Source organism: Bradyrhizobium sp. ORS 111, from assembly GCF_045571485.1.
Classification (GTDB): domain Bacteria; phylum Pseudomonadota; class Alphaproteobacteria; order Rhizobiales; family Xanthobacteraceae; genus Bradyrhizobium.
In genome coordinates this window covers 3,716,725-3,743,694 of the sequence record NZ_CP120701.1, presented here as the reverse complement: position 1 = coordinate 3,743,694, position 26,970 = coordinate 3,716,725, and the positions used below count along the sequence as shown (strand labels likewise).

27 protein-coding genes are annotated in these 26,970 nt (G+C 65.1%); 16 read left to right on the top strand and 11 right to left on the bottom strand.

From position 1 onward, the window contains the following. Nucleotides 1–58: 58 nt before the first annotated feature. From P6U30_RS17430 to P6U30_RS17410, 5 genes are all read right to left on the bottom strand, one after another. A complete protein-coding gene (locus P6U30_RS17430) occupies nucleotides 59–295 on the bottom strand; it encodes a hypothetical protein (protein WP_407170129.1) in 237 nt (78 codons plus the stop codon). 45 nt (nucleotides 296–340) lie between these two features. Beyond that, the gene (locus P6U30_RS17425) at nucleotides 341–1,558 is read right to left on the bottom strand and encodes a diguanylate cyclase (RefSeq protein ID WP_407170128.1); all 1,218 of its coding nucleotides are present in this window, start codon (nucleotides 1,556–1,558) and stop codon (nucleotides 341–343) included. Nucleotides 1,559–1,791: 233 nt separating this feature from the next. After that, a complete protein-coding gene (rpsI, locus tag P6U30_RS17420) occupies nucleotides 1,792–2,268 on the bottom strand; it encodes a 30S ribosomal protein S9 (RefSeq protein WP_280977721.1) in 477 nt (158 codons plus the stop codon). Next, nucleotides 2,269–2,733, bottom strand: a complete 465-nt coding sequence (rplM, locus tag P6U30_RS17415; RefSeq protein WP_280978667.1) for a 50S ribosomal protein L13 — start codon at nucleotides 2,731–2,733, stop codon at nucleotides 2,269–2,271. Between the two features lie 154 nt (nucleotides 2,734–2,887). Further along, nucleotides 2,888–3,316 carry a PaaI family thioesterase gene (locus P6U30_RS17410; RefSeq protein ID WP_407152213.1) on the bottom strand — a complete coding sequence of 143 codons (429 nt, stop codon included), beginning with the start codon at nucleotides 3,314–3,316 and terminating at the stop codon, nucleotides 2,888–2,890. A gap of 70 nt (nucleotides 3,317–3,386) precedes the next feature. On the opposite strand from P6U30_RS17410, the gene P6U30_RS17405 reads away from it, so the two are divergent. The 8 genes from P6U30_RS17405 (at nucleotide 3,387) to nadC (ending at nucleotide 11,283) form a co-directional block, all read left to right on the top strand. Beyond that, complete coding sequence (locus P6U30_RS17405; RefSeq protein WP_407170127.1) at nucleotides 3,387–4,211, top strand: enoyl-CoA hydratase; 825 nt, start codon at nucleotides 3,387–3,389, stop codon at nucleotides 4,209–4,211. 113 nt (nucleotides 4,212–4,324) lie between these two features. Further along, nucleotides 4,325–4,909, top strand: coding sequence for a CoA-binding protein (locus P6U30_RS17400; RefSeq protein WP_407170126.1), 585 nt, complete (start codon nucleotides 4,325–4,327; stop codon nucleotides 4,907–4,909). 151 nt (nucleotides 4,910–5,060) lie between these two features. Next, nucleotides 5,061–6,341 (top strand): O-acetylhomoserine aminocarboxypropyltransferase, encoded by a 1,281-nt coding sequence (locus P6U30_RS17395; protein WP_407152210.1) that lies wholly within the window; start codon nucleotides 5,061–5,063, stop codon nucleotides 6,339–6,341. 130 nt (nucleotides 6,342–6,471) lie between these two features. Further along, nucleotides 6,472–6,876, top strand: coding sequence for a hypothetical protein (locus P6U30_RS17390; protein ID WP_407170125.1), 405 nt, complete (start codon nucleotides 6,472–6,474; stop codon nucleotides 6,874–6,876). Nucleotides 6,877–6,890: 14 nt separating this feature from the next. Continuing rightward, nucleotides 6,891–7,847 (top strand): NUDIX hydrolase, encoded by a 957-nt coding sequence (locus tag P6U30_RS17385; RefSeq protein ID WP_407170124.1) that lies wholly within the window; start codon nucleotides 6,891–6,893, stop codon nucleotides 7,845–7,847. Nucleotides 7,848–7,901: 54 nt separating this feature from the next. Then, nucleotides 7,902–8,888: a quinolinate synthase NadA gene (nadA, locus tag P6U30_RS17380; RefSeq protein WP_407170123.1), complete on the top strand. Its 987-nt coding sequence runs from the start codon at nucleotides 7,902–7,904 to the stop codon at nucleotides 8,886–8,888. Beyond that, on the top strand, nucleotides 8,885–10,435 hold the full coding sequence (locus tag P6U30_RS17375) for an L-aspartate oxidase (protein ID WP_407170122.1): 1,551 nt from the start codon (nucleotides 8,885–8,887) through the stop codon (nucleotides 10,433–10,435). Before nadA ends, P6U30_RS17375 begins: the two co-directional genes overlap by 4 nt. Beyond that, entirely contained in the window at nucleotides 10,432–11,283 is an 852-nt protein-coding gene (gene nadC, locus P6U30_RS17370) for a carboxylating nicotinate-nucleotide diphosphorylase (RefSeq protein ID WP_407170121.1), read from the top strand. The genes P6U30_RS17375 and nadC overlap by 4 nt, the downstream gene beginning before the upstream one ends. Before the next feature lie 4 nt (nucleotides 11,284–11,287). Here nadC and P6U30_RS17365 read toward each other — a convergent pair whose 3' ends face one another. Then, on the bottom strand, nucleotides 11,288–12,382 hold the full coding sequence (locus tag P6U30_RS17365; protein ID WP_407170120.1) for a COX15/CtaA family protein: 1,095 nt from the start codon (nucleotides 12,380–12,382) through the stop codon (nucleotides 11,288–11,290). 93 nt (nucleotides 12,383–12,475) lie between these two features. Between P6U30_RS17365 and P6U30_RS17360 the strand changes: the two genes are divergently transcribed. Continuing rightward, nucleotides 12,476–12,691, top strand: a complete 216-nt coding sequence (locus tag P6U30_RS17360; protein WP_407152203.1) for a DUF2842 domain-containing protein — start codon at nucleotides 12,476–12,478, stop codon at nucleotides 12,689–12,691. Nucleotides 12,692–12,919: 228 nt separating this feature from the next. Further along, a complete protein-coding gene (locus tag P6U30_RS17355) occupies nucleotides 12,920–14,113 on the top strand; it encodes a GNAT family N-acetyltransferase (protein WP_407170119.1) in 1,194 nt (397 codons plus the stop codon). 6 nt (nucleotides 14,114–14,119) lie between these two features. Here the strand turns inward: P6U30_RS17355 and P6U30_RS17350 are convergent, their stop codons facing one another. Continuing rightward, entirely contained in the window at nucleotides 14,120–15,079 is a 960-nt protein-coding gene (locus tag P6U30_RS17350; RefSeq protein WP_407170118.1) for a LysR family transcriptional regulator, read from the bottom strand. 139 nt (nucleotides 15,080–15,218) lie between these two features. Here P6U30_RS17350 and P6U30_RS17345 point away from each other — a divergent pair, with 139 nt between their 5' ends. After that, the gene (locus tag P6U30_RS17345; RefSeq protein ID WP_407170117.1) at nucleotides 15,219–16,196 is read left to right on the top strand and encodes a Bug family tripartite tricarboxylate transporter substrate binding protein; all 978 of its coding nucleotides are present in this window, start codon (nucleotides 15,219–15,221) and stop codon (nucleotides 16,194–16,196) included. A 10-nt stretch (nucleotides 16,197–16,206) separates the two neighbouring features. Here the strand turns inward: P6U30_RS17345 and P6U30_RS17340 are convergent, their stop codons facing one another. Beyond that, complete coding sequence (locus tag P6U30_RS17340; protein WP_407170116.1) at nucleotides 16,207–18,570, bottom strand: GumC family protein; 2,364 nt, start codon at nucleotides 18,568–18,570, stop codon at nucleotides 16,207–16,209. Nucleotides 18,571–18,745: 175 nt separating this feature from the next. Between P6U30_RS17340 and P6U30_RS17335 the strand changes: the two genes are divergently transcribed. The 4 genes from P6U30_RS17335 (at nucleotide 18,746) to P6U30_RS17320 (ending at nucleotide 23,027) form a co-directional block, all read left to right on the top strand. Further along, entirely contained in the window at nucleotides 18,746–18,880 is a 135-nt protein-coding gene (locus tag P6U30_RS17335) for a hypothetical protein (protein ID WP_407170115.1), read from the top strand. 3 nt (nucleotides 18,881–18,883) lie between these two features. After that, the gene (locus P6U30_RS17330; RefSeq protein WP_407170114.1) at nucleotides 18,884–20,023 is read left to right on the top strand and encodes a glycosyltransferase family 4 protein; all 1,140 of its coding nucleotides are present in this window, start codon (nucleotides 18,884–18,886) and stop codon (nucleotides 20,021–20,023) included. Nucleotides 20,024–20,138: 115 nt separating this feature from the next. Beyond that, nucleotides 20,139–21,677 (top strand): undecaprenyl-phosphate glucose phosphotransferase, encoded by a 1,539-nt coding sequence (locus P6U30_RS17325; RefSeq protein WP_407170113.1) that lies wholly within the window; start codon nucleotides 20,139–20,141, stop codon nucleotides 21,675–21,677. A gap of 81 nt (nucleotides 21,678–21,758) precedes the next feature. Next, on the top strand, nucleotides 21,759–23,027 hold the full coding sequence (locus P6U30_RS17320) for an O-antigen ligase family protein (RefSeq protein ID WP_407170112.1): 1,269 nt from the start codon (nucleotides 21,759–21,761) through the stop codon (nucleotides 23,025–23,027). Here the strand turns inward: P6U30_RS17320 and P6U30_RS17315 are convergent. Further along, entirely contained in the window at nucleotides 22,999–23,472 is a 474-nt protein-coding gene (locus P6U30_RS17315) for a MarR family transcriptional regulator (RefSeq protein WP_407170475.1), read from the bottom strand. The two genes, P6U30_RS17320 and P6U30_RS17315, sit on opposite strands and share 29 nt — an antisense overlap. A gap of 147 nt (nucleotides 23,473–23,619) precedes the next feature. On the opposite strand from P6U30_RS17315, the gene P6U30_RS17310 reads away from it, so the two are divergent. Continuing rightward, nucleotides 23,620–24,816, top strand: coding sequence for an FAD-dependent oxidoreductase (locus P6U30_RS17310; protein ID WP_407170111.1), 1,197 nt, complete (start codon nucleotides 23,620–23,622; stop codon nucleotides 24,814–24,816). A 110-nt stretch (nucleotides 24,817–24,926) separates the two neighbouring features. On the opposite strand, the gene P6U30_RS17305 is transcribed toward P6U30_RS17310, so the two are convergent. Both P6U30_RS17305 and P6U30_RS17300 read right to left on the bottom strand, forming a co-directional pair. Then, the gene (locus tag P6U30_RS17305) at nucleotides 24,927–26,105 is read right to left on the bottom strand and encodes a saccharopine dehydrogenase family protein (RefSeq protein ID WP_407170110.1); all 1,179 of its coding nucleotides are present in this window, start codon (nucleotides 26,103–26,105) and stop codon (nucleotides 24,927–24,929) included. Between the two features lie 67 nt (nucleotides 26,106–26,172). Then, nucleotides 26,173–26,958, bottom strand: a complete 786-nt coding sequence (locus P6U30_RS17300; RefSeq protein WP_407170109.1) for a DUF169 domain-containing protein — start codon at nucleotides 26,956–26,958, stop codon at nucleotides 26,173–26,175. Between the last annotated feature and the right edge of the window lie 12 nt (nucleotides 26,959–26,970).

Sequence of the window (26,970 nt, the reverse complement as noted above, 5' to 3'; positions counted from 1 at the left end):
GCCGGAAAAGAAAAAGGCGCCTCGTCAGGCGCCTAGCTTTGCCGGCTCCAGCCAGTGTTCACTTGAACAGCAGCACCGTGCCCACGACCATCAGCATGGTACCGAGCAGCATCGCGGCCGGCCAGCGACTCTTCGGCTGGCCATAGCGGCCCTGCGCGCGCCGTTCGGCGATCAGCGCGCTCTCATATTCATTCGAGTTCGAGAACATGCAGGCGAAGCCACCACGCGCCGACGCCGCCGCAGCTTCGAGCGACATCAGGGCAGCCTGCGGATTCCGGGCGTGAAACGATTCCATGCCCGGAAACATGGGATCGAATGGTTAACCAATGGTTACCGCGATTCAGCCTTGAACGGGCACCGGCTTGTGGCGCGCCGACGCAGGCAGGCCCGCGGTCTTGCGGCGCCAATTCTCCAGCGAGAGCGGCAACTCCTCCGCCGCCTCGACACGATTGCGGCCGCCGCGCTTGGCCTGATAGAGCGCGGTATCGGCCGACGCCAGCAGCACCTCAAGCTCGGTGCCGGCGGGCCCACCGGCCACGCCGATGCTGACCGTGGTGTCGACCGGCCCGTCCTCGCAGACGATGCCGCTCGACTCGAAAGCCTCGCGCACCCGCTCGGCGACGAGCACACCTTCCTCCAGCGAACACGGCAACAGCGCCGCGAATTCCTCGCCGCCGATCCGCCCCGAGAGATCGCTGATCCTGAGACTGTTGACAACGACGGCGGCGAACAGCTTCAGGATCTCGTCGCCGGCAGGATGCCCGAAGCGGTCGTTGATCGACTTGAAATGATCGATGTCGAAGATCATCACCGTGACCGGACGGCCGGCATTGGCCTCGCGCTCGATCACGCGCGCGCAGGCCTCGGTGAAGCCGCGGCGATTGAGCATGCCGCTCAAGGGATCGATCGATGCGGCGGTCTTGTGCACGGCCACCGCGCGATCCGACACCATCATGAAGATCACGAACACCGTTCCGATCGCGTACAGCACGAGCTCGATTGCGAACAGAGTGACCCAGAAACTGTTGGCGAAGATCTGGCCGTGCGGCCCCAACAGGTCCCCGATCAAAATCGGCAGCATCAGGACGCAGCCGTGCAGGACCGGCACGACGATCGCGAGCCAACGCTTCTGCATCGCGCGGCGCCGCTCGCTCCACAGTTCGGAGGCAGTCAACGCGGCGTAGATCGCGACGATCGTCGCGCCGATCGTCACCCGCATCGCGGAATCGTCCACCGTCGTCACGGCGCCGATCCAGGCGATCGCGCCGAGCACGAGGCCCGGCAGATTGGGCTTGCGTCCGTGGAAAACGCGCGAGGCGTTCCAGACCATGCCGCAGGCGATGAAGCCGGCCGCGTTCAGCGCTAGCAGAACAGGCTCGCCGAGGAACGAGCCGCCGATGGTCCACAGCGCGACCGACACGGCGCCGAGGAGATAGGCCGTCCCCCACCACTTCAATGCAGGGATGTTTTCCTGCCTGCCGAAGAACATCAGCATGGCGCCGAGCATGCCCGCGACCATGGTGGCGAACAAATAAAGTGTCGACGGATCGAACGACATAAACTCACCCCAGCCCGGTGTGATGCAACGTTCGCAGGCGCAAAAATGGTGATGCCGCGCCACTGCGAGCTCACAGGCTAGAGCGCCCGCGTTCGAAATTCGTTTGCACGCCTACGCAAGTTTTCGCGAAAATCTGCGTTAATTCACCTCTAAGCAGGCAGCAAAAAGGGCGCCTTCCGGCGCCCTCTTCAACTCGATGCTCGCGGCGATTGCCGCAAATTTTAGGACTCGAATTAGCGCTTCGAGAACTGGAACGACTTGCGGGCCTTGGCCTTGCCGTACTTCTTGCGCTCGACCGAGCGGGAGTCACGGGTCAGGAAGCCGCCCTTCTTGAGCACGCCGCGCAATTCGGGTTCGAAGTTGGTCAGCGCCTTCGAGATGCCGTGTCTGACGGCACCGGCCTGGCCGGAGAGACCGCCGCCGGTGACGGTGCAGATCACGTCGTACTGGCCGTTGCGCGCGGCGGCAACCAGCGGCTGCTGGATCATCATGCGCAGCACCGGGCGAGCGAAGTAGACCTCGAACTCGCGGGTGTTGACCGAGATCTTGCCCGAGCCGGGCTTGACCCAGACGCGGGCGACTGCGTCCTTGCGCTTGCCGGTGGCATAGGCGCGGCCGTACTTGTCGACCTTCTTGACATACTTCGGCGCCTCGGGAGCCGCCGGCTTGACCTGCGCGAGCTGGTCGAGGGACTGCAACGTGTCGGACATTTATGCGGCCCTCGTGTTCTTGCGATTCAGGGAAGCGATATCGACCTTCTCGGGATTCTGGGCCTCATGCGGATGATCGGCACCGGCATAGACGCGCAGATTGCCCATCTGCATGCGGCCGAGCGGACCGCGCGGAATCATGCGCTCGATCGCCTTCTCGACGACGCGCTCGGGGAAGCGACCCTCGAGGATCTGCTTCGCGGTGCGCTCCTTGATGCCGCCGATATAGCCGGTGTGCTTGTAGTAGGTCTTCTGGTCGCGCTTGCGGCCGGTCAGCACTACGTGCGCGGCATTGATGATGATGACGTTGTCGCCGCAATCGACATGCGGGGTGTAGGTGGGCAGGTGTTTGCCGCGCAGACGCATGGCGACGAGGGTAGCGAGACGGCCGACGACCAGACCCTTGGCGTCGATCAGCACCCACTTCTTCGTCACTTCGGCGGGCTTGGCCGAGAACGTGCTCATGTGTGGAATCCGTGAAAAAAGAAATCGGCGCCATCTACGCCGAACTGGACGGCTTTCTAGAGAAGCTGCGCGCGCACGTCAACGTCCATGCAAGCGAATTACATCAATCGTATCAACGGTTTATAAATATGGTATTATGACACCAGAGAAAAGCTCATTTGTTTGGAATGGAATAGGTCGCCGTCACGTGGGCAATCGGGTCCGGCGAGCTGCCGGACAGCAGGTTGACCTCGCCGACCGCAAGGCGCTTGCCGAGCTTGAGCAGCTTGGCCACCGCGAGCACGTCCTGGCCCGGCTGGCCCTTGCGCAGGAAGTTGATGTTGAGATTGGTGGTCACGGCAAGCCCCACCGGCCCGATCGCCGACAGCAGCACCACATACATCGCGAAATCGGCGAGCCCCATCAGGGTCGGCCCGGAGACCGTGCCGCCCGGCCGCAGCATGCGTTCGCTAAAGCGCTGCCGCAGCAGGGCCGTTTCACCGTCAGCGCTCTCGATCCTGACGTCGTCGAAGGCGAACGCCTGCGGGAATTCCTTGCGAAGGAACTCCTCCACCTCAGCCACGCCCATTTTCGCAATTGCCATGCCGCCCCCGCCCTCGCGTCAGCCCGCCTGTTACATTAAATTGTCATCGACGCCATAATGGAATCTCACAATGTCCGCCCAAGCCGCCCGCGCCGAAGCACCGCAAGCCCCGATCCTGCTGCGCGAGACCATCGGCAGTATCGCGGTACTGACGCTCAACCGCCCGGCGGCGCGCAACAGCCTGTCCGAGGGCCTGATCGCCGAATTGCACGCTGCGCTGAATGACATCGGTGGCGACAAGGCGGTCCGCGCTGTCGTGATCGCCGCCAACGGGCCGGCCTTCTCCGCCGGCCATGACCTGAAGGAACTCACCGCGCGCCGCAGCGATGCCGACCGCGGCCGGGCCTATTTCGCAGAGCTCATGAACGCATGCAGCGCGATGATGCAGGCGGTGGTGCGCCTGCCCAAGCCTGTGGTTGCGGCGGTCCAGGGCATCGCCACCGCGGCCGGTTGCCAGCTCGTCGCAAGCTGCGACCTTGCGGTGGCGTCCGAGGCCGCGACCTTCGCGACGCCGGGCGTCGATATCGGCCTGTTCTGCTCGACGCCGATGGTGGCGCTGTCGCGCAACGTGCCGCGCAAGCAGGCGATGGAGATGCTGCTCACCGGCGAGCCGGTCTCCGCGGCGACCGCGAAAGAGATCGGTCTGATCAACCGCGTCGTGCCCGCAGGCACGGAGCGGGACGCAGCGATCGCGCTGGCGCAGAAGGTCGCGCTGAAATCGGCCCACACGGTCAAGCTCGGCAAGGAGGCGTTCTATCGGCAGGCCGAGATGAACCTCGCCGACGCCTATCGCTTCGCTGCCGAAGTAATGACCGAGAACATGATGGCCCGCGACGCCGAGGAAGGCATCGGCGCCTTCATCGAGAAGCGCGAGCCGAAATGGCAGGACAGATAACCCGCCGTCATTGCGAGCGCAGCGAAGCAATCCATTTCTTCTCCACCGACAATAGGATGGATTGCTTCGTCGCTTCGCTCCTCGCAATGACGTAATTGGACAACTTTAAGCAGATGAACCACGACGCCTACGACGACAACTACATCCGCAGCATCCTCAACGGCGTGAAATCGATCGCGATGGTCGGCGCCTCGCCGGTCAATGTGCGGCCGAGCTACTTCGCGTTCAAATACCTGGCGCAGCGCGGCTACGACATGATCCCGGTCAATCCCGGCCATGTCGGCAAGATGCTGATGGGCAAGCCGTTCGTGGCCTCGCTCGCGGATATCGGCCGGCCGATCGACATGATCGACATCTTCCGCAATTCGAGCCACATCATGCCGGTGGTGGAGGAAGCGCTGAAGTTGTCGCCGCCGCCGAAGGTGATCTGGATGCAGCTCGGCGCGCGCGACGATGCGGCCGCCGAGAAGGCGGAGGCCGCCGGCCTCAAGGTGGTAATGAACCGCTGCCCGAAGATCGAGTATGGCCGGCTGTCGTCTGAGATCTCCTGGATGGGCGTCAACTCACGCACGTTGAGTTCCAAGCGCGCACCGATTCCAACGCAAGGCATGCGGCTGTCGCTCAATCGCACCAGCTTCGGCGGCGGCCAGACTGCGGCATCCGACCGCGCCGCAAAAAACAAAACCGAGACGACCTGACGTCGACGCGGAATAATCGTTTCGATCGCGCGGCACCACAAAGCATGCCCGCTTCAAACACGCGGTGCGCGCGCCAACGCGGCTTGACGGCGGACGCCGTCGCCATCAGCATGCCGCGCATTTTCGACCAGGCCACAACAGGATTGAACGAATGACCGATCGCCTTCCGGGATTTTCCACCCTCGCCGTGCATGCCGGTGCACAGCCCGATCCCACCACCGGCGCACGGGCGACGCCGATCTATCAGACCACGTCATTCGTCTTCAACGACGCCGACCACGCCGCCTCGTTGTTCGGCCTGCAGGCGTTCGGCAACATCTATACCCGTATCGGCAATCCGACCAACGCGGTGCTGGAAGAGCGCGTCGCCGCGCTCGAGGGCGGCACCGCGGCGCTCGCGGTGGCGTCCGGCCACGCCGCGCAGGTCGTGGTGCTGCAGCAGCTCATGAAGCCCGGTGACGAGGTGATCGCGGCGCGCAAGCTCTATGGCGGCTCGATCAACCAGTTCAATCACGCCTTCAAGGCGTTCGGCTGGAACGTGGCCTGGGCCGATCCCGACGATGTCGCAAGCTTCGAGCGCGCGGTGACGCCGCATACCAAGGCGATCTTCATCGAGTCGATCGCCAACCCGGCTGGCAGCATCACTGACATCGAGGCAATCGCGACGATTGCCCGCAATGCCGGCGTGCCGCTGATCGTCGACAACACGCTGGCCTCGCCCTATTTGATCAAGCCGATCGATCACGGCGCCGACATCGTGGTGCACTCGGCGACGAAATTTCTGGGCGGCCACGGCAATTCGCTCGGCGGCATCATCGTCGACGCCGGCACCTTCGACTGGTCGAAGGACAACAAATATCCGATGCTGAGCGAGCCGCGCCCGGAATATCACGGCATCCGGATCCAGGAGACGTTCGGCAATTTCGCCTTCGCGATCGCCTGCCGCGTGCTCGGCCTGCGCGACCTCGGGCCGGCGCTGTCGCCGTTCAACGCCTTCATGATCCTGACCGGCATCGAGACGCTGCCGCTGCGCATGCAAAAGCACTGCGACAATGCCAAGGCGGTGGCCGAATTCCTGTCCGGTCATCCGGCGGTCTCTGCAGTGAACTACGCCGGCCTGCCCGGCGACAGGTACAACCAACTGCAGCGCAAGTATGCCCCGAAGGGCGCGGGTGCGGTGTTCACCTTCAGCCTCAAGGGCGGCTACGACGCCGGCGTCAATCTGGTGTCGAACCTGAAGCTGTTCTCGCATCTCGCCAATGTCGGCGACACCCGCTCGCTGGTGATCCACCCGGCATCGACCACCCACAGCCAGCTCGACGACGCCGCCAAGGCGAGGTCGGGTGCAGCGCCCGAGGTGGTGCGCCTCTCGATCGGCATCGAGGACAAGGAAGATCTGATCGCCGACCTCGACCAGGCTCTGAGCGCCTGACCAGGCCATCATGTCCGGGGCGGTGCGCCGCATCGCTCCGGTCATTTACCTCAAACGACGAGGGTCTCGTTAACGCTCATTCCGGCATAAAATGGCAGTGATAGGCTCCGGATGATTCGGGAGACCATTGATGCTGCGCTGGATTTTGCCACTCGCGGTCGCGTTGTCAGCGATTTCGCCCGCTGACGCCGCCGACAGCCTCGTCGTCACCAGGCACGCCACCATACGCGCCACGCGCCAGCTTCCGCCGGGCCTGCCCCGCCGGCACTACGCCTACCGCACGACCATCACGCCGCCGACCTATGTGCGGCGCGGACGGCAACTCGTGGTGGTCGAGCCTGTGGTGATTCCGCAGAACGAAGTGCCGTACATCCCGTTCGTGCCGGGTGAGCCGCTGCTGCCCGGATCGTCCTCGCTGCCCGGCTATTACGGCAACGCCCATTCCTACAGCTACCTCGGTCCCTATTACGGCGGCGCCTATGTGAGCTACTGGGACCGCCTGCCCTACGCCTGCGGCATCTACGGCTATTGCTAGCGCGGGACGAGCGCGTGGCGAGATCGACGCAGAAATCAACCGCAGCGGCTTCGGGGAACGCGATCACCGCGGACCTCGTCGCGGTGCTGGTGGCCGTTACCGAGGGCACGCCCAGGATCATGACCATCGCGGGCGGCTCGGCGCTGCCGAGCGGCCCGTTCGAGTTCAGCCACCGCTCGCTGCAGACCGCGTTGCGGGCATGGGTCGAGGCGCAGACCGGCCACCCGCTCGGCTATGTCGAGCAGCTCTATACCTTTGCCGATCCCGGCCGCTCCGGCGACGTCAAGGGACCGCACAGCGTCTCGATCAGCTATCTCGGCCTGACCCGCGAGGACAGGGTCGGCGAAGGCTTCGAGGCGCACTGGTCGGGCTGGTACGACTATTTCCCCTGGGAGGATCACCGCGCCGGCACGCCGGCCTTCCTCGCCAGGATGGTGGCGCCGAAGCTGAAGGCGTGGGCGAAGTCCGCACCATCTTCGACGTTGCAGCGCGAGCGCTGGCAGCGCTGCGCCATCACCTTCGGGCTCGACGATCGCGACTGGAACGAGGAGTTGGTGCTGCAGCGCTACGAGCTGCTCTACGAAGCATCGTTGATTCCGGAAGCTGGGCGCGCGAGTGGCCACGAAGCGTCGGCGGTGCCGGGCAAGGCGATGACCGCGGATCATCGCCGCATCCTCGCTACCGGCATCGCGCGGCTGCGTGCCAAGATCAAATACCGTCCCGTGGTATTCGAGCTGATGCCGGCCGAGTTCACCCTGCTGCAACTGCAACGCAGTGTTGAGGCGCTCGCAGGCCGCCTGGTGCACAAACAGAATTTCCGCCGGCTCATCGAGCAGCAGGAACTCGTTGAAGAGACTGGCGCAATCGCCACCGAGGCGGTCGGGCGGCCGGCCAAGCTGTTCCGCTTCCGCCACGCCGTTCTGGCCGAGCGAGCCATCGCCGGCACCAAGCTTCCGCTCTCGCGCACTTGACACCACTTATGCTCAGGATAAGTATAAGCCATCTTATGCTCATGGAGAGTATAAATGGCGACACTCGACACCGAACTCCTCGACCGCACCGCCCCGCTTTATGAGCGCGTCAAGCGCGTGATCCCGCCCTTCGAATGGGCCACCTTCGCCGAGGATGTCGACGCGATCCTCGAGCTGAAGCGACACCGCAATGCGGTGGTGCTGGCGCACAACTACCAGACGCCCGAGATCTTCCACGGCGTCGCCGATATCGTCGGCGACAGCCTCCTGCTGGCGCGCGAAGCCACCAAGGTCGATGCCGACATCATCGTGCTCGCCGGCGTGCACTTCATGGCCGAGACGGCAAAGCTCCTGAATCCGGAAAAGACCGTGCTGATCCCCGATCTCGCCGCCGGCTGCTCGCTCGCTGATTCCATCACGGCGCAGGACGTGCGGCTGATGCGCGCGCGTTATCCGGACGCGCCGGTCGTCGCTTATGTCAACACATCGACCGCGGTGAAGGCGGAAGCCGATATCTGCTGTACCTCAGGCAATGCGCTGAAGGTCGTGGATTCGCTTGGCGCCGAGCGCGTCATCATGCTGCCCGATGAGTATCTGGCGCAGAACATCGCCAAACAGACCAGCAAGAAGATCATCGCCTGGAAGGGCCATTGCGAGGTACACGAGCTCTTCACCGCCGACGATGTGCAGCAACTGCGCGACAATCATCCCGACGTCACCATCCTCGCACATCCGGAATGCCCGCCCGAAGTGGTCGCCGCAGCGGACTATTCCGGTTCGACGGCGGCAATGTCATCGTACGTCGAAACCAAACGCCCGCCACGCGTCGTGTTGCTCACGGAATGCTCGATGAGCGACAACATCGCAGCCCAGCATCCGGATGTCGAATTCGTCCGCCCCTGCAATCTCTGCCCGCACATGAAGCGGATCACGCTGAAGAACATCCGCCACGCACTGGAAACCAATCAGCACGAGGTGACGATCGACCCCGAAATCGCCGACCGCGCGCGGCTGAGCGTCGAAAGGATGTTGGCGCTATGAGTACTGCTATCTCCGATCTGACCGGCCGCCCCGTCATCATCGGTGGCGGCGCGGCGGGGCTGATGACCGCACTTGAGCTCGCGCCCGAGCCGGTCGTGCTGCTGTCGAAATCGCCGCTTGGCGCGGAAGCCTCCAGCATGTGGGCGCAGGGCGGATTTGCCGCGGCTGTCGGCACGGATGACACCCCAGCCCTGCATCTCGCGGACACGATCGCGGCCGGCGCCGGGTTGTGCGACGAAGCCGCGGCGGCGCGGATCGTCGATGCCGCACCGGCAGCCGTGGAGCGGCTCGCGGGGCTCGGCGTCGCGTTTGATCGTCGGCCGGGCGGAGGCTGGCGGCTCGGACTGGAAGCGGCGCATGCCCGCAACCGCATCGTGCATGCCACCGGCGACGGCACCGGGCGCGAGATCATGCGCGCCCTGATCGCGACGGTCCGGCGCACGCCGTCGATCACGCTGCTGGAAGGCGTGGAGGCGCGGCGTCTGCTGGTCGAGGACAACACGGTCAGGGGCGTGCTCGCGTCGAAAGACGGCGGCTGGTTCATCCTCTCCACCAATCGCGTCGTGGTCGCGACCGGCGGCATCGGCGGGCTGTTCGCCGACAGCACCAATCCGAGTGGATGTTTCGGCCAGGGGCTTGCCCTCGCGGCCCACGCCGGCGCGACGCTCGCCGATCTCGAATTCGTCCAGTTTCATCCGACCGCCTTCGACGGGCCGTCGCGTCCGATGCCGCTCTTGACCGAAGCGATCCGCGGCGACGGCGCGGTGCTGATCGACGAGACCGGACAGCGCTTCATGGCCGATCAACCCGGCGCCGAGCTCGCCCCCCGCGATATCGTCGCGCGCGCGGTGTGGCGCCACCGCGCGGGCGGACATCGCACGTTCCTCGACGCGCGCACGAATCCGGGTGCTGATTTCGCGCGGCGCTATCCGGTGATCAGCGCGTTCTGCAAGATGGCCGGCATCGATCCGGCCAAGGATCCGATTCCGATCCGTCCGGCGGTTCACTATCACATGGGCGGCATCGCTGTTGACCGCGAAGGACGCAGCACGGTGCGAGGCCTTTGGGCCTGCGGCGAGGCCGCCCGCACCGGATTGCACGGCGCAAACCGGCTCGCGAGCAACTCGCTGATGGAGGCGATCGTCTGTGCGCGATGGGTCGCCGAGAGCATTGGCGGCGTATGCGCGGGACCGCAGGCTACCTTGAACGCCGATGCCGCGCCGCCGCCCGCCGATCCCTCAGCCGTGCGTCCGATCCTGACGCAAGGGCTCGGCGTGTTGCGCGACCGCGGCGGGATCGAACGTGCGATCCACAGCCTCTATCCGCTGGCACGCAGCCAAAGTGCGGCATCAGACACGGCCCTGGTCGGACTGATGATCGCCGTCGCCGCCGCCAAACGCGAGGAAAGTCGCGGCGGCCATTTCCGCAGCGATTTTCCCGACAGCGCGGCCTCTGCCGTACCGTCATCCCTTACCAGCAGCGAAGCGCTCGGCGCCGCACGCGAGATCGTCGAATCCATCCCAACCATCAGGAGTGCCCAATCATGACGCTCGATCCTCTCTTGCCGCTGATGTACGAGCCGATCGTACGGACCGCCCTGCTCGAAGATCTTGGGCGTGCTGGCGACATCACCGCCAATGCGATCGTGCCGCTCAGCCAGCAAGCCCGGCTCGTGATGCGCGCACGGCAGGCCGGCGTGGTCGCCGGGCTCGACGTCGCCCGCTGTGCCTTTCAGACGGTGTCGCCCGCGACGGAGCTTCGCGCCGAGCGCCCGGACGGCAGCGCGGTCGAGCCGGACCAGGTCATCGCGATCATCGACGGCCCGGCGCGCAGCCTGCTGACCGCTGAGCGGACCGCGCTCAATTTTCTCTGCCATCTGAGCGGCGTTGCCAGCGCAACCGCGACCCTCGTCAAAGCCGTCAAGGGCACGCATGCGCAGATCGTCTGCACCCGAAAAACCACGCCGGGGCTCCGCGCGCTGGAGAAATACGCGGTCCGCGCCGGCGGCGGCGGCAACCATCGCTTCGGGCTCGATGATGCGGTGCTGATCAAGGATAATCACATCGCGCTCGCCGGCGGCATCCGTCCCGCGATCGAGCGGGCGAAGGCGAATGTCGGCCACCTCGTCAAAATCGAGGTCGAGGTCGATACGTTGTCGCAGCTTGACGAGGCGCTAGCGCTCGGCGTCGATGCCGTGGTGCTCGACAACATGACAGTCGATCAGTTCCGCCAGGCGGTGGAGATGGCGCGCGGCAAAGCGATCACCGAAGCCTCCGGCCGCATCACGGCGGCGACCGCGCCTGATATCGCCGCAACCGGCGTCGACCTGATTTCGGTTGGCTGGGTGACCCACAGCTCGCCCGCGCTCGATATCGGGCTGGACTATCTGTCCTGAGGGATCAGCCGGCCTGGCCGACGTGGCTGGCGGGAACGAGCTTCGGTTGATCCCGCTCGGTCCGGCGCGCGGCAAGCCGCTCGGCCTGCAAGACGGCGAGCGTCAGCACCACGATCGCCACCGCCTGGTGCGTCAGCGCCAGATCGATCGGCACCTGATGCAGCAGCGTCAGGATGCCGAGCGTGGCCTGCACCGTGATGGCTGCGACGAGCCACCAGGCGCCCACGATCACCGGACGTCCGGCACGCGAACGCACGGCATCGATCGCGTGGGCAATCGCCAGCGCGAACAACAGATAGGCGGTCATGCGATGCTCGAATTGCACCGTCAGCGTGTTGTCGAACAAATTGCGCCACCACGGCGTCTCGAACCACAGCCGGTCAGCCGACGGGATGAAGCCGCCATCGATATCGGGCCAGGTGTTATAGACCCTGCCCGCGCGCAAGCCGGCGACCAGCGCGCCGAAATAGAGCTGCACGAACGTCAGCACGAGCAGCACCGCACTCGTGATCTTCAACCTGACGGTTGCGGTCACGGGGGGACGATCCGTCAATCGCCGCAACGTCCAGACGATCGCAGCAAAGATGAGGAGCGCCAGCACCAGGTGCGTCGCCAGCCGATACTGCGACACCTCCACGCGCTGCGACAGGCCGGAGGCGACCATCCACCAGCCGACCGCGCCCTGCAGGCCGCCGAGGCCGAAGATCAGCCACAGCCGCCGCCCAAGTTCGCCACTCACCGTGCCGCGCCATAGGAAATACAGGAACGGCAGCAGATACGCGGCGCCGATCACGCGGCCGAGCAGCCGGTGGCTCCACTCCCACCAGAAGATCGTCTTGAACTCATCGAGCGTCATCCCGGCGTTGAGCTCGCGATATTGCGGAATGGTCTTGTAGCCGTCGAAGGCCTGGGTCCACTGCGCCTCGGTCAGCGGCGGCAGCGCGCCGGTGACCGGCTTCCATTCCACAATCGACAGGCCGGACTCGGTCAGCCGCGTGGCGCCGCCGACCAGCACCATCAGCGCGATCAGCGCCGCGACCGACACCAGCCACACTCTGACGGCCCGAAGCTGCGCCTCGTTTGCGGAAATACCGGCCATTTCGTCCTGACTTGATTGGATTTTCGCGCCCCTTATAGTCCGCCGCGCCCGCGGTGCAAGCGCCGCCGAGATCACGAGTTGCACATATCCGCCATGGCCATACGTACCCGCAAACTACTCGGAACCATCGCCCTGCTGATCCTGGTCGTGGTCTGGTCGCTGCTCGGCATGACGGTCGCCCAGACGCCTTGGCTTGCCAATTCGGGGCTGCTGCAAGCGATCTTCTACGTGGTCGCGGGGCTCGGCTGGGTGTTGCCGGCGATGCCGATCGTGGCCTGGATGTCGCGGCCCGACCGCGCGCAGAGCTGATTGCAGCACTCCTCCTTCCCTGGCAGGACACGGCTGACCTGACTGGCGCCGCTCAGGCTCCTCAAGTCGCCACGCAACCGGACTGCTGCGTACCCTGCCAGATCAGTCCCGCGCATTCGGCGCCGACCTCTCGCCGGCACATGCTCTTACTCTTTGTTGACATTTGCCTGCGAAGGTCGGCCCCGCCGAGAACTGTAAAGAAATACCTTAGAACGAGCAGGTTCCGAGATGACCATGGCGGCGGCAATCCAGCGCCGGACGGCTGACACGCGGACGTGGTCGAACGCAAGCCGCATCGCCGGCGTTGACATTTTCCACGATCTCGCCGCCGCCGAAGCGATCTGGCGCGGCTTCGAGACACCGCAGCAATCCTTCACCCCCTATCAGCGTTTCGACTTCCTCGCCGCCTGGCAGCGGCAGGTCGGCGAGCGCGAGGGCCTGCGCCCCTTCATCGTCGTCGCCCACGACGCCGAACGCCGGCCGTTGCTGCTGCTGCCGCTCGCGATCGAATCCCGATGGGGCGCGCGCTGCGCGAGCTTCATGGGCGGCAAGCATTCGACCTTCAACATGGCGCTGTGCGAGCGGGATTTCGCCGCCAACGCGACCGAAGCCGACCTTGCCGCGCTGATCGGCTCCATCAAGGATCGGTCCCGCGTCGACGCACTGGTGCTGCATCAGCAGCCGCTGCGCTGGCAGGACCTGCCGAACCCGCTCGCCCTGCTGCCGCGCCAACCCGCGGCCAACGACTGTCCGCTGCTCGTGATCGAGCCGGGTGCTGCACCCGTAGACCTGATTTCGAATTCGTTCCGCCGCCGGCTGAAGGGCAAGGAGCGCAAGCTGAAGCTGCTGCCCGGTTTCCGCTATTATGTGGCCACCGAAAGCGCCGACATCAGGCGGCTGCTCGACTGGTTCTTCCGCCTCAAGCCGCAGCGCATGGCCGAACAAAAGCTGCCGAACGTGTTCGCCGAGCCCGGGGTCGAGCAGTTCATCCGCACGGCCTGCCTGACGCCGCTCGCCGACGGCACGCGCCACGCCATCGACATCCATGCGCTGGAATGCGACGAGGAGATCATCGCGATCTTTGCCGGCGTTGCCGACGGCCATCGCTTCTCGATGATGTTCAACACCTACACGATGTCGGGCAATGCCAAGTACAGTCCCGGCCTGATCCTGATGCGCGACATCATCGATCGCCATGCTGCGGAGAATTACCGCGCCCTTGATCTCGGCATCGGGTCGGACGAGTACAAGCGGCTGTTCTGCAAGGACGACGAAGCGATCTTCGACAGCTTCATTCCGCTCAGCCTGCGCGGACGGCTGGCGGCGACCGCCCTGTCAGGCCTCAATCGCGCCAAGCGTACGGTGAAGCACAACGCGGCATTGTTCGAGATCGCGCAGAACCTGCGCAGCATGTTCCGCTGAGCGGCATCACGTCTGGCCGCACGGCCCGCCTGCCACCGATCTAGCTACATCGCGAACGCAATCGATGAATATCTCGGCGGCCGGGCTTAGCGTGCGATCCTTCAACGTCACGATCGCCGCCGAGACGGTCGATATTCGGGGCAGCTTGACGGGCAGCATCTTCAGCGCCAGATCGCGACCGCCGAACCAGACAACCGAGCTCGGTAGCAGCGCGACGAAATGACCGGTCGCCGCCAGTCTACAGCACAAGTGAAGCGATAGCGTCGAGACCGGCGCACGCGGCATGCGCAATCCGCTTTCACAAAACAGGTCTGCGACCGCGGAGCCGGGAAATGTCTCGGGCGGCGGCAGCACCCACGGCTCATCGACGAGATCGTCGAGCTCAACTTGCGACGCCCGCGCCCATTTGCTGTTGCACCCGACGACCACGACTCGCGGATCGCTCAACAGCGGCTCGACCGTCAGATCGTCCTCCGCGAAAGGCGTCGGAATCCACCCGAGCAACAGGTCGATATTTCGCTCGCGCAGCTCACGGTAATGCGTGGTGCCAAGCACGGTCTGGGCGACATTCAAGCGGATGCCGGGATGCCGCCGCGCGAACTGGTCGATCACCACCGGCAGCAGGCCCGCTGCGATGCTCTCCGAGCTGCCGATGCGCAGATGTCCGGTCGTCGGATCAGCGAGAAATTCGAGTTCCTGGAGCCCTTGTGTCAATTCGTCGAAGATGGTCACGCCGCGCCTGACCAGCGCCTGGCCGTAGGCCGTGGGCACGATACCGTTGCGGCCGCGGTCGAGCAGTCGAAGCCCAAGCACGTGCTCCATGTCGGAGATTGCCCGCGACACGGCCGGCTGCGACATGGCCAGTTCGGCTGCGGCTTTCGCCATGCTGCCGCGCTGGGCGACGGCCATCAGGATATGCAGATCGCGCAGCTTGATCCGGCGCCGGGCACGCTCGATATCCCGCATCTGAGATCCCTACCAAAATGGTTATGGATGCCCCAAAGACTAGCATTGGACGTTTATGACCGCCTCACGCATCCTCCGCCTGCGGTGATGCAGATCGTCGCGCCCGACATGGCGCGGCCCGGAGAGCATGGAGGCGCTCATGTTGACCCGTCGCGGTGTCCTGACTTCAGCAACCGGTGTAGCGTTATCCGTCGCAGGCTTGGTGCCTCCGGTCGCCGCGCAGCATCGCCTCAAGACCGCCCATATCCTGACCGGCTACACGCCCGGACTGCCGGACGCCGTCGCCAGGCTGGTTGCGGGTCGGATGAAGGATTATGCCGAATCCATCGTCATCGAGACGCGGCCGGGCGCCAGCGGCCGGATCGCGATCGAAGCGGTGAAAAGCGCCGAGGCCGACGGATCGGTCATGCTGCTCGCGCCGCTCGGGTTCATCGCGCTGTTTCCTCACATCTACAAGACGCTCGCATACGTGCCAGAGGACTTCACGCCGGTATCGACCGTCGGCTCGTTCGCGACGTTGCTGGCCATCGGTCCGAAGGTACCGAAGGACGTCGGCAGCATCGCCGACTTCGTCGCCTGGTGCCGTGCCAACCCGACGCAGGCGACTTACGGTACGCCGGGCGTCGGCACCACGCTGCATTTCATTGGCGCGATGCTCGGACGCACTGCGGGCTTCGACTATGTCCACGTGCCCTACCAGGGCAGAGGTGCGGTCCAGGACCTCCTGAAGGGGGAAATCGCCTCGGCGGTGATGCCGGTCGACAGCCTGCTGGGCCAGGTCCAGGCCGGCCAGCTTCGCGCCTTGGCAACGACCGGTCCGAACCGCCTTGGCACGCTCCCGGACGTCCCGACGGTGGCACAAGCCGGTTATCCTGCGCTTCAGGACCTGACCTGGTTCGGCATCTTCCTGCCGGCGAAGACGCCGCCGGCAATCGTCGAGCAGCTCAACAGCGCGATACAGGCGTCACTCCGCACCGATGAAGTCAGATCTGGCATGGCCAAGTTATCGGTCGACGTCGACGCGATCGCCATGAACGACTTCGCGCGGCTGCTTGCGTCGGAATCCGTACGCTGGAAAGGGATCGTCCAGGCGACCGGCTTTACGCCGACGGGCTGACGATGGCGGTTCAGGCCGCCACCACCCGCGGACTGGGCCGAGCGATGTCAGACGGCGCGGCGGGCTTGCTCAGCATCGTCACGTCCGAGAAGCCGACCGCCGTGAGCTGATCGACCATCAGCCTGCGCGCATCCTGCGCCATTCCCGCATCAGGCACCACGACGGCCTGCGCGTGCGCAGTCAGCAACTCGGCCGGCAGATCGACGGCCGATCCGGCATCGAGCAGCACGTGGTCGTAGACCCTGACCAAGGCGTCGATCGCGAGCGACAGCCGCGGCGATTGCAGTATCGCGCGGTCGAACCCGGGACGTCCGGCGCTGACGAGTTGCACGCGCGATTGGCGATCCTTGGTGATGATCTGGGCAAACGTCGCCTCGCCCTGCATCAGTTCGGCAAGACCAGGAGCGCCTGGATCGACTGAAGCCGCCGTCATCGTCGGCGAGGATGCAACGAGATCGACCACCACCACCTTGGCCTGGCGCGCCATCAGGCGGGCCAGCGTTAGTGCAGTCTGCGTGACGCTCTCGCCACCGGCGGTGCCGAGGACCGTGACTTTGCGGGCGGCGGCACCGTCTGCGACCAGACGCGCGGCAAGTTCGTCGAGTTCGCTGACCGGCTGAGCATGCGCAGGCGGCGGCTCGCTGACCGCATGGTCCGGCGCGGCCACGGGCTCGGGTGACAGCCCAAGCTCCGGCTGCAAGTCAGGCTGCCGTGGCAATTCGAGCTTCGGCTCGGGCTGCAGCGGCCCTTGCGGCTCGCGCGTCAGTTCCGGCTCAACCCTATTCTCGACCACAGGCTCCATGACCGGCTCGCGGCGCCTGACCGATGCCACGACGGGTGCGAACGCACGGCCGACCGAGCTCGGCCCGGAGATCCGCAGCAGTTCGCCGGTGACGATGACGCCCGACGACAGCAACAGGGTCGCCAGCGTCGCGATCAGGACGATCGGCAGCTTCTTCGGATAGGCCGGCGTGTTGGAGACCGAGGCGCGCGAGATGATGCGGCCGTCGGTCGGCGCGCCGTCGATGTTCTCGCGGGCCGTCGCCTCGCGGTATTTGGCGAGATAGGTCTCCAGCAAGTCGCGCTGCGCCTTGGCCTCGCGCTCGAGCGCGCGGAGCTGGACGTCCTGGGTGTTGCTCGATGATGCCTGCTTCTTCACCTGGTCGAGGCTCGCCTGCAGCTCGTCGACGCGGCCGCGAGCGAGACGGGCGTCATTCTCCAGCGAACGCGACACCTTGGCCGCCTCGTCGCGCAACTGCCGATCATAGTCGGTGAGCTGCGCCTTCAATTCCTTGATGCGCGGATGATTGTCGAGCAGCGTGGACGACTGCTCGGCGAGCTGCGCGCGGATCGCAGCACGTTGTTCCGTCAGCCGGCGGATCGTCTCGGAATTGAGCACCTCCGACGCCTCGATCGGCTTGCCGCTCTGGAGCATCTCGCGGATCAGGCGCGCCTTGGTCTCGGCATCGGCCTTCAATGCACGGGCATTGTTGAGCTGCGTGTTCAACTCGCCCATCTGCTGGTTGGACAGCGTGGTATTGTTGGTGCCGACGAACAAGCCCGACTTCGAGCGGAAATCCTCGACCCGCGCATCGGCATCGGACACCTTCTTGCGCAAATTGTCGATCTCGCCGGAGAGCCATGTGCTGGCGGACTTGGCCTGGTCCTGCCGTGCCGCCTGCTGCAGCACGAGATAACCTTCCGCAATCGAGTTGGCGACGCGAGCGGCAAGCTCCGGATCCTGCGACTGGAATTCGATCACCATGACGCGCGACTTATCGACCGCATAAGCCTGGAAGCGCTCATAGTAGGCATCGAGCACCCGCTCTTCCGGCGTCAGGGAGAACGGGTCGCGGCCGATACCGAACAGCGCCAGCAGCGACTTCAGCGGCGAGAAGCCGCGCAGCACCGGATCGAATTCCGGACGCTCCGCGAGCTTGTTCTTCTTGATGATGTCGCGCGCGAGATCGCGCGACAGCAATAGCTGCACCTGGCTCGTCACCGCCTCCGGATCGAGCGCGGTACGCTCCTGCTCGCGCTCGCCGTTCGGCCGCATGAAGACATTCTCGCGGCCGTCGATCAGGATGCGCGCCTCCGACTTATAGCGCGGGGTGACGACGTTGACCGCCGCGAGCGACAGCGCGAACACCAGCACCGTCGGCACGATGATCCAGCCGCGCCTGCTCGCCAGCGCCCGCCCGAGCGCATGCAGATCGAGATCGCTGGCCGCGGACGCATCGGCCGGCCCAGCGGAAGCAGAACCACCGGAAGCCGGCTTCGCAGCGACGGCCTCGCCGGCAACGGGCGCGGACTTCGGCAACGCCCGTTGCACGACGGCCTTTTCCTTGCCTCTACGCCAGAACGCAAACTGCATCACACCACTCCCGCGGACGCCGCGACTCCACCTCAACCGAGGCGATTACACTCCATTAAGGTTGCCGCTGGGTTAATCGGGCCAGCCGAGCCCGGTCGAGCGGCCTTCAGGACCGTCATGCTTTGTTAACCACGAGCGCGGTTAATCGTGGCTCTTACTCTCCGGGATTCCTCCGATGCGCGGTCCGCGCGCCCCCATTGTTTGTCTGATTGCTCCGCTCGCGTTGCCGGGCTGCATGGCCCTTGTCATGGCGTTCGGTGCGTCGATCGGCTCGGGTGGCATCGTGCTCGTCAACGAGCACTGGTTTTGATCCATGGCGGACGATCGGACACACGAACAGCCGCTCCGGATCCTGCACGTCGTCCGCGCGCCAGTCGGCGGCATCTTCCGTCACATCCTCGACGTCGCCAACGGCCAGATCGAACGCGGCCATCACGTCGGCATCATCACTGACAGCCTCACCGGCGGCACGCGCGCCGAGGCGGCGCTCACCGAGATTACTCCTCGCCTGAAGCTCGGCGTCCGACGGGTGGCGATCCGCCGCGAGCCGCACCTCGGCGATGTCGCGGTCTGGGCGCGCATCGCCGGCCTGATCCGGACGCTGAAGCCCGATGTGGTGCATGGCCACGGCGCCAAGGCCGGCGCTTATGTCCGCTCGCGACGGCGCTCGGACAAGGTCATTCGGGTCTACACGCCGCACGGCGGTTCGCTGCACTACCCGCTCGACACCTGGAAGGGCAAATTCTACAGCCAGCTCGAGCGCGCGCTGATGAACAGCACCGACCTGTTCCTGTTCGAGAGCGCGTTTGCCCGCAACACCTATCAGCGCACCGTCGGCGAGCCGGGCGGCCTGGTGCGCTGCGTGTTCAACGGCGTCACCGCTGAAGAATTCGAGCCCGTGCCAACGGCCGACGACGCCAGCGATCTCGTCTATGTCGGCGAGTTCAGGCACATCAAGGGCGCCGACCTCCTGATCGACGCGGTGGCTAAGCTGCGCGCGGAAGGTAGACCATTGACGCTCACGCTCGGCGGCGACGGCGAGGAGTTCGACGTGCTCAAGGCTCAGGTCAAGCGGCTGGCGCTCGGCGACGCCGTCCGTTTCATCGGACACGTCAAGGCACGGTACGGCTTTTCCAAGGGCCGCCTCTTGGTCGTCCCGTCGCGCGGCGATTCGATGCCTTACGTGGTGATCGAGGCCGCGGCGGCCGGCATTCCGATGATCGCCGCCAATGTCGGCGGCATTCCGGAGATCTTCGACACCCACACCGATGCCCTGTTCGCGCCGAGCAATGCCGCCGCGATGGCCGACGCCATCAAAGTCGCGCTCGACAATCCCGCAGGCACCGCGGCGCGGGCGGAGAAGCTCCGCGAGCGGATCTCCAATCACTTCTCGCAGGGCGCCATGGTCGAGGGCGTGCTGGCCGGCTATCGCGACGCGTTTGCCAAACATTAACCATTGCATGCGCCCGTAACCGTTTCTTCCGATTTGTCCCGTTAAGTCGCGCCTCGGGGGAATTTCACCCTGCGCCCGCATGCCTATCTGCACGCGCGGGAATGGACGTGGACACGTGGAACCGATCAACGCACGCTCGATGCTGGACGCCGCCGCGTCGGCAACGGCCGGTCACCCGCAGGTCGAGCGACGCCGGCGGTTGTCGCCGGCAGCGCTCGCCGTCACCAACCAGAAAGTTCGCGGCGCATATTCGCCGGTCGTGATCACCGGCGCGGTGCGCATCGTCGATTTCGTGCTGCTCAGCCTTGTCGGCATCGGCCTATACCTCGGCTATGTGAAGCCGCTGTCCGGCTTCCATTGGGAATACATCACGGCAATCCTGGGCATGACGGCGGCAGCCGTGATCTGCTTCCAGGCCGCCGACATCTATCAGGTCCAGACTTTCCGCGGCCAGCTCCGCCAGATGACGCGAATGATCTCGTCGTGGACATTCGTCTTCCTGCTGTTCATCGGTGTGTCATTCCTGGCCAAGCTCGGCGGCGAAGTGTCTCGCGTCTGGCTGTCGTCGTTCTTCGTGGTCGGCCTCGCGGTCCTGATCATCGAGCGCCTGCTGCTCCGCGCGATCGTGCGCGCCTGGGCGCGTGACGGCCGGCTCGACCGCCGCACCGTCATCGTCGGCGCCGACACAAACGGCGAGCAGCTCGTCGAGGCGCTGAAGGCCGAGGACGACTCCGACATTCGCGTGCTCGGCGTGTTCGACGACCGCAACGACGACCGCGCCATGGACACCTGCGCCGGGTCTCCGAAGCTCGGCAAGGTCGACGACATCGTTGAATTCGCCCGCCGCACCCGCGTCGATCTCGTGCTGTTCGCGCTGCCGATCTCGGCGGAAACGCGCATCCTGGAAATGCTCAAGAAGCTGTGGGTGCTGCCGGTCGACATCCGCCTGTCGGCGCACACCAACAAGCTGCGCTTCCGCCCCCGCTCCTACTCCTATCTCGGCAACGTGCCGACGCTTGATGTGTTCGAGGCGCCGATCACCGATTGGGATCTGGTGATGAAATGGCTGTTCGACCGCGTCGTCGGCGGCCTCATCCTGCTCGCCGCCCTGCCGGTGATGGGTCTGGTGGCGCTCGCGGTGAAGCTCGACAGTCCGGGCCCGGTGCTGTTCCGTCAGAAGCGATTCGGTTTCAACAATGAGCGGATCGACGTTTTCAAGTTCCGCTCGCTCTATCATCACCAGGCCGATCCGACCGCCTCCAAGGTCGTGACCAAGGACGATCCGCGCGTCACCCGTGTCGGCCGCTTCATCCGCAAGTCGTCCCTCGACGAGCTTCCGCAACTGTTCAATGTCGTGCTCAAAGGCAACCTCTCGCTGGTCGGCCCGCGTCCACACGCCGTGCAGGGCAAGCTGCAGAACCGCCTGTTCGACGAGGCGGTCGACGGCTACTTCGCCCGTCACCGCGTCAAGCCCGGCATCACCGGCTGGGCACAGGTCAACGGCTGGCGCGGCGAGGTCGACACCGACGAGAAGATCCAGAAACGTGTCGAGTTCGATCTCTACTACATCGAGAACTGGTCGGTGTTGTTCGACCTCTACATTCTCCTCAAGACGCCGTTCTCGCTGCTGACCAAGAACGAGAACGCGTATTGAGGAGCAAGACTGACTGCCGTCATTGCGAGCGCAACGACGAAGTGACTGACCGAGCGTTATGTCGAGTTGCGTGAGTGCGTTATGGTCTATGCGGCAACAGCCGGGACGTCCCATCTGCCGATCACGGCGCCGCCAGGCGTGCTTGCGCTGCAACGCGCGCTGGTGTGGCTCGCCGGCGCGTCCGTCGCCATCGTGTTCTTCGAACCGAGCCCGTACGAATTCGTCACGCTGATCGCGTCCGTCCTCTTTTTCGCCACGGGCCTGCGGATGCGGCTGGTGTTCATGCCGCTATTGTTTGCGCTGATCGTGCTCAATGTCGGCTACAGCATCGGCGCGATTCCGTTTCTCGACAAGCCGGAGGTGATGAACTGGATCCTAACCTCCTGGTACATGGCGATCACCGTCATGCTGTTCGCGATGGTGATTTCGGAAGACACCGAAGCGCGCCTCGACATGTTGCGCCGCGGCCTGATCGTCGGGGCGATGATCGCGTCGATCTCGGGCGTTGCAGGCTACTTCCATCTGGTGCCCGGCGGCTACGACCTGTTGACGCTGTATGACCGTGCCCGCGGCACCTTCAAGGATCCCAACGTGCTCGGCGCGTTCCTGATCCTGCCGGCGCTGTTCACGCTGCAGAGCGTCGTCTCCGATCGCTTCGGCAAGGCGTTCCGCAACGCCATCGCCTTCGGCATCATCTCGCTCGCGATCCTGCTGTCGTTCTCCCGCGCCGCCTGGGGCGGCCTGATCATCACCGCGGCCTTCATGCTGGCGCTGATGGTATTCACCAGCCGCTCGCAGGCGCAGCGCTCGCGCATCATCATCATGGCACTGATCGCCGTGGTCCTCGCCGTCGCGCTGGTCGCGGTGCTGCTCTCGCTCAGCTCGGTCGCCGACATGTTCAAGCAGCGCGCGAGCTTCGACCAGAGCTACGACGAGGGCAGGTTCGGCCGGTTCGGCCGTCACATCCTCGGCGCCCAGATGGCGCTCCAGGTCCCCTTCGGAATCGGGCCGCTGCAATTCCACACCTATTTCCCCGAAGACACCCACAATTCCTTCCTCAACGCCTTCATGTCGGGCGGCTGGATCTCCGGCGTCTGCTATCCGGCGCTGGTGTTCGTCAGCGTGATCACCGGCTTCCGCTACATCTTCGTGCGCGTGCCCTGGCAGCGGGCTTACCTGGCGATCTTCTCGGCATTCCTCGGCATCGTCGGCGAAAGCTTCATCATCGACACCGACCACTGGCGGCACTTCTGGATGATGCTGGGAACGATGTGGGGGATGTATGCGGCGGCCGAGAGCTACCGCGCGACATCAGTGTCGATCAGCGCCGGGACTTCGGCGGCATCTTGAGGCTGGCGCGCTTTTCCGGCGGCGTGTCGATCACCTTCTTCAGCGCCTCGGTTGCTTCCAGCACCCCCTTGTAGCCGTCGTTGGCGAAGCGCAACAGCAGCCGCAACTCGCTGTCGGTATAGCTGCTCAAGAGTCGATTCATCGCCTCCTGCATCGGCACATAGAACTTGCCGATCTCGACCGCCTTCTCGTCCACCACCGATATGAAGACTTTGCGCCGGTCGCTTTCGTCCCGCTCACGCCGCACGTAACCGGCCTTCTCCAGACGATCCACCACGCCGGTGATGGCTCCCGTGGTCAGTCCGGTCACTTCTGCGAGACGCCCCGCCGTCACCCGCCCCTCGAGGTGGAGGATGTCCATGCATTCCATGTCCGAGTTGGAAATTCCGGCAACGTTCGCAACCGCTTGGCCGTACATCACGCCCTGCGCCGATGACCGGCGCATCGCCTCCTCGAGCTCCTGCAACAGAGCAGCGCGCGATTTCGTGCTTGACAAACGCCACCTCACATCTTAGTCGATTGATATCTTAGTAACTAAGAGAATTAGTCACTAACCTTTCCTAGCCGACCCGACCAGATGGAGCAATGCATGATGACTTACCGTCCCCGCAAGGCCCTCGTGATCGGCGGCGGTATCGCCGGCCCGGTCACCGCGCTCTTCCTGAAGCGAGCCGGCATCGATGTCGAACTGTACGAGGCCTGGTCCTACTCCACCGGGATCGGCGGCGGCCTGCAGATCGCGCCGAACGGCATGCGCGTGCTGGCCGAGCTGGGTCTGGCCGACGATCTGATCAAGCGCGGTTCGGTCGCCGAGTCCTTCGACCTCTACTCGCAGGCCGGCAAGAAGCTCGGCTCGATCAACCGTGACATGGCGAGGCGCTTCGGTCAGCCGGCCCTGAACATGTGCCGCGCCACCCTGAACGAAGCGCTGGTCGACGCAGCCTGGTCGGCGAGTGTCTCGGTGTTCTTCGAGAAACGGCTGGTGAAGATCGAGGACCGCGGCGACCAGCCGGTCATCGCCTATTTCGCCGACGGCACCACTGCCGAAGGTGATTTCGTGATCGGCGCCGATGGTGTGCACTCGGCGGTGCGGCGGCATGTGATCCCGGACGGGCCGACGCCGTTTGACACCGGCCTGATCGGCTTCGGCGGCTTCGTGCCGCGCGCGCTGATCGAAAACCTCCCGATCGGACAGCGGGTGGAGACCACGTTCGGACAAAGCGGCTTCTTCGGCTATGGCCTGTGCAGCCCGGATCCGAGCGACGGGGCGATGTGGTGGAGCACGCAGCCATCGCACGGCTTCACGGCTGCGGCCTACCGCGCCATGAGCCAGGATGCGATCAAGCAGCATTTGCGCGATTTCCATGCCGGCTGGCACGCGCCGATCCCCGCGATCATCGAGGCCGCCGAGAACATCGTGGTCACCGACACGCTCGACGTCGCAACGCTGCCGACCTGGTCGCGCAAGCGGACGCTGCTGATCGGCGATGCCGCGCACGCCACCAGCCCGCACGCCGGCCAGGGCGCTTCGCTGGCGCTGGAAGACGCGATGGTGCTCGGCCGGCTGATGGCGGATCGCCAGGAGCTCGGCATGACTTTCCAGAATTTCGAGCACGAGCGGCGGCCGCGCGCCGAGAAGATCGTCGCGATCGCGCGCCGCAACGGCAACAGCAAGCGTGAGTTCAGCCCGACCGGCGCCTGGATCCGCGATCACATGATCAAGCTGCTGCTGCCGTTGTCGTCGAAAGGGATGGACTTCATGTACGCCTACGACCCGCGCGCGGCATAGCGGGAGAAATGCGTAGGGTGGGCAAAGGCGCATCAGCGCCGTGCCCACCATTTTTGCTCCGTGCGTACGACGGTGGGCACGCTTCGCTTTGCCCACCCTACAGATCCTGATTATTTCTCCACCGCAAACGTCAGACCGGCGTGATCCACCAGACGCTTGATGAGCCTGGCCTGCATCGCGGCTCCCGGCGTCCAGAAGCCCGCCGGCACCTCGGGCGCGTCGCGCAACAGGCAGATCGCGCATTCGGAGATCATCTTCGAGGTTGAGCCATAACCGGGATCGCGATCGCCCTTGACCGCGGCGCGAACCTGGCGGCCGTCGGGCGCGACGGCGACATAGAGCAGGTCGTAGAGCCCATTCTCGCGCTCCTCCTTGGACGGCCCCTCGCCCGGCTTGGGCGCGTTCGGTCCGGTCTTCTCGGCATTGGCCGCCATCACGCGCTTGGCGTTGGCTTCACCTTTTTCGCCCGGCCCGGTCAGAACCATCTCGTCGTAGACGAAGTCCTTTCCATACCGATAACCCATCAGCATGTTGGAGCGATGGACGTTGCGGGTGTTGATCAGCGCCATCATGAACGGCGCCGCCCAGGACTGCAGATCCTCCTCATAGATCGGCCTGTTGCCGCGCGGCTGCTTGGCGCCTTCGAAACCCGGAGTCAGCGCAAACGGGTTGTTTAGGATGGCGACCAGGCTGAGATCCTTGGAGATCGCATCGAAGGTTGCCTTGGCGCTCGCCGCAGTGCCGCCCGACAGCGTGCCGCGCATGTCGCGCACGCGGCCCTTGACGCGCGACGCCGGTGCACCGAACACGCGCCTGGCTTCCGCCTGAACGAAGAAGGTGCCGAGCTCAAACGGCACCGAGTCGAAACCGCAGGAGAACAGGATGCGCGCGCCGCTGGCCTTGGCGGCGGCCTCGTGCTTGTCGATCATCTGCCGCATCCAGACCGGCTCGCCGCAGAGGTCCAGATAATCGACGCCGGCCTCGACGCAGGCCGCGAGCAGCTCGTTGCCGTAGAGCTGGTACGGGCCGACGGTCGAGATCACCGATTTGGTCTGCGCCAGCATCGCCTTCAGCGAAGCGACGTCGCTCGCATCGGCCACGATCAGCGGCGTATCGACGGCCGCGCCGATCGCGTCGCGGACCGATGCGAGCTTGTCCTTGCTGCGTCCGGCCATCGCCCATTTCAGCTCGCGATCATCCTTGTAATGGGTGGCGAGATATTCGGCGACGAGCTGGCCGGTGAAGCCGGTGGCGCCGTAGACGACGATGTCGAATTTCGACGAAGACATGAACTGGGTTCCCTGCGCAGCGAATTGGCGCCCTTTTGTCACTGCCGGTGCAGCGAAGCAATCCCGTCTATTTCTTGCCGTAGGACACGCCCATGCCGGCGCGCACGTCGGCCTGGATGCCATAGGGCGCGATCGGATAGCGCAGACCGTTCTTGGCGAGCTGCTTCATCCCGACGATGGCTTTCACGAGATCGGCCGGCGGCAGCGCCATCAGCATTTCCTCGTCGGGCACGCCGCCATAACGGCGCTCGGCGAAGCATGGCAACGACAGGCTCGGCTCGCCGGTCTTCAGCGCCCGCCCCCACGAATCCGCGCACGCAGTTTCGCCAACCACGCCCCACTCGAACTTCTTGTAGCCGGTGTATTGCAGGCCATTGATCAGGATGATCATCTGCCCGGGCGTCGCGTAGACCAGGCAGATGTCGGGCGGATTGAGACGCCCGCTGGTCAGCGGGCTCACCGCCATCGCCTGGTAGCGGCCGTAGGGTACGACGTCGAGCGCCTCCTGGCGTTTGCGCGCATCTTCCGCTGTGCCGTGCCAAACGCCGACATAGTTTTCGCCCGCGAGCCATTTTTCGTCCTGCGGCGCGAGCCCGATCACCGCGCGGCACTGCGCGCCGACCAGATCGTCGCCTGTGATGCCGACGGTCCAGCCGAGCCGCGACGCCATGCTGACAATCTGGTCGGTGGTATGGATCGCCGATGGACGGCGGATCTTCGGGATCGCCTCCATGTCCTCGACGCGGGCGAACATCTTGATGCCGATGACCGTGGTCTTCAGCCGCAACAGGCTGTTCAGATCGGCGACGATGGCCGCGAGGTCGAACTGTTCCGGCGATGTCGGCTGTTGCATGGCGTGAACTCC

Coding starts and splice junctions, on each gene's coding strand:
- P6U30_RS17320 (WP_407170112.1), top strand. CDS start 21,759: ATGGTCTATGCGGCAACAGCCGGGACGTCCCATCTGCCGATCACGGCG.
- P6U30_RS17395 (WP_407152210.1), top strand. CDS start 5,061: ATGACCGATCGCCTTCCGGGATTTTCCACCCTCGCCGTGCATGCCGGT.
- P6U30_RS17335 (WP_407170115.1), top strand. CDS start 18,746: ATGCGCGGTCCGCGCGCCCCCATTGTTTGTCTGATTGCTCCGCTCGCG.
- P6U30_RS17390 (WP_407170125.1), top strand. CDS start 6,472: ATGCTGCGCTGGATTTTGCCACTCGCGGTCGCGTTGTCAGCGATTTCG.
- nadC (WP_407170121.1), top strand. CDS start 10,432: ATGACGCTCGATCCTCTCTTGCCGCTGATGTACGAGCCGATCGTACGG.
- P6U30_RS17300 (WP_407170109.1), bottom strand. CDS start 26,958: ATGCAACAGCCGACATCGCCGGAACAGTTCGACCTCGCGGCCATCGTC.
- P6U30_RS17400 (WP_407170126.1), top strand. CDS start 4,325: ATGAACCACGACGCCTACGACGACAACTACATCCGCAGCATCCTCAAC.
- rplM (WP_280978667.1), bottom strand. CDS start 2,733: ATGAGCACGTTCTCGGCCAAGCCCGCCGAAGTGACGAAGAAGTGGGTG.
- rpsI (WP_280977721.1), bottom strand. CDS start 2,268: ATGTCCGACACGTTGCAGTCCCTCGACCAGCTCGCGCAGGTCAAGCCG.
- P6U30_RS17340 (WP_407170116.1), bottom strand. CDS start 18,570: ATGCAGTTTGCGTTCTGGCGTAGAGGCAAGGAAAAGGCCGTCGTGCAA.
- P6U30_RS17355 (WP_407170119.1), top strand. CDS start 12,920: ATGACCATGGCGGCGGCAATCCAGCGCCGGACGGCTGACACGCGGACG.
- P6U30_RS17310 (WP_407170111.1), top strand. CDS start 23,620: ATGACTTACCGTCCCCGCAAGGCCCTCGTGATCGGCGGCGGTATCGCC.
- P6U30_RS17330 (WP_407170114.1), top strand. CDS start 18,884: ATGGCGGACGATCGGACACACGAACAGCCGCTCCGGATCCTGCACGTC.
- P6U30_RS17360 (WP_407152203.1), top strand. CDS start 12,476: ATGGCCATACGTACCCGCAAACTACTCGGAACCATCGCCCTGCTGATC.
- nadA (WP_407170123.1), top strand. CDS start 7,902: ATGGCGACACTCGACACCGAACTCCTCGACCGCACCGCCCCGCTTTAT.
- P6U30_RS17365 (WP_407170120.1), bottom strand. CDS start 12,382: ATGGCCGGTATTTCCGCAAACGAGGCGCAGCTTCGGGCCGTCAGAGTG.
- P6U30_RS17350 (WP_407170118.1), bottom strand. CDS start 15,079: ATGCGGGATATCGAGCGTGCCCGGCGCCGGATCAAGCTGCGCGATCTG.
- P6U30_RS17405 (WP_407170127.1), top strand. CDS start 3,387: ATGTCCGCCCAAGCCGCCCGCGCCGAAGCACCGCAAGCCCCGATCCTG.
- P6U30_RS17305 (WP_407170110.1), bottom strand. CDS start 26,105: ATGTCTTCGTCGAAATTCGACATCGTCGTCTACGGCGCCACCGGCTTC.
- P6U30_RS17345 (WP_407170117.1), top strand. CDS start 15,219: ATGTTGACCCGTCGCGGTGTCCTGACTTCAGCAACCGGTGTAGCGTTA.
- P6U30_RS17315 (WP_407170475.1), bottom strand. CDS start 23,472: ATGCGCCGGTCATCGGCGCAGGGCGTGATGTACGGCCAAGCGGTTGCG.
- P6U30_RS17410 (WP_407152213.1), bottom strand. CDS start 3,316: ATGGCAATTGCGAAAATGGGCGTGGCTGAGGTGGAGGAGTTCCTTCGC.
- P6U30_RS17430 (WP_407170129.1), bottom strand. CDS start 295: ATGGAATCGTTTCACGCCCGGAATCCGCAGGCTGCCCTGATGTCGCTC.
- P6U30_RS17375 (WP_407170122.1), top strand. CDS start 8,885: ATGAGTACTGCTATCTCCGATCTGACCGGCCGCCCCGTCATCATCGGT.
- P6U30_RS17425 (WP_407170128.1), bottom strand. CDS start 1,558: ATGTCGTTCGATCCGTCGACACTTTATTTGTTCGCCACCATGGTCGCG.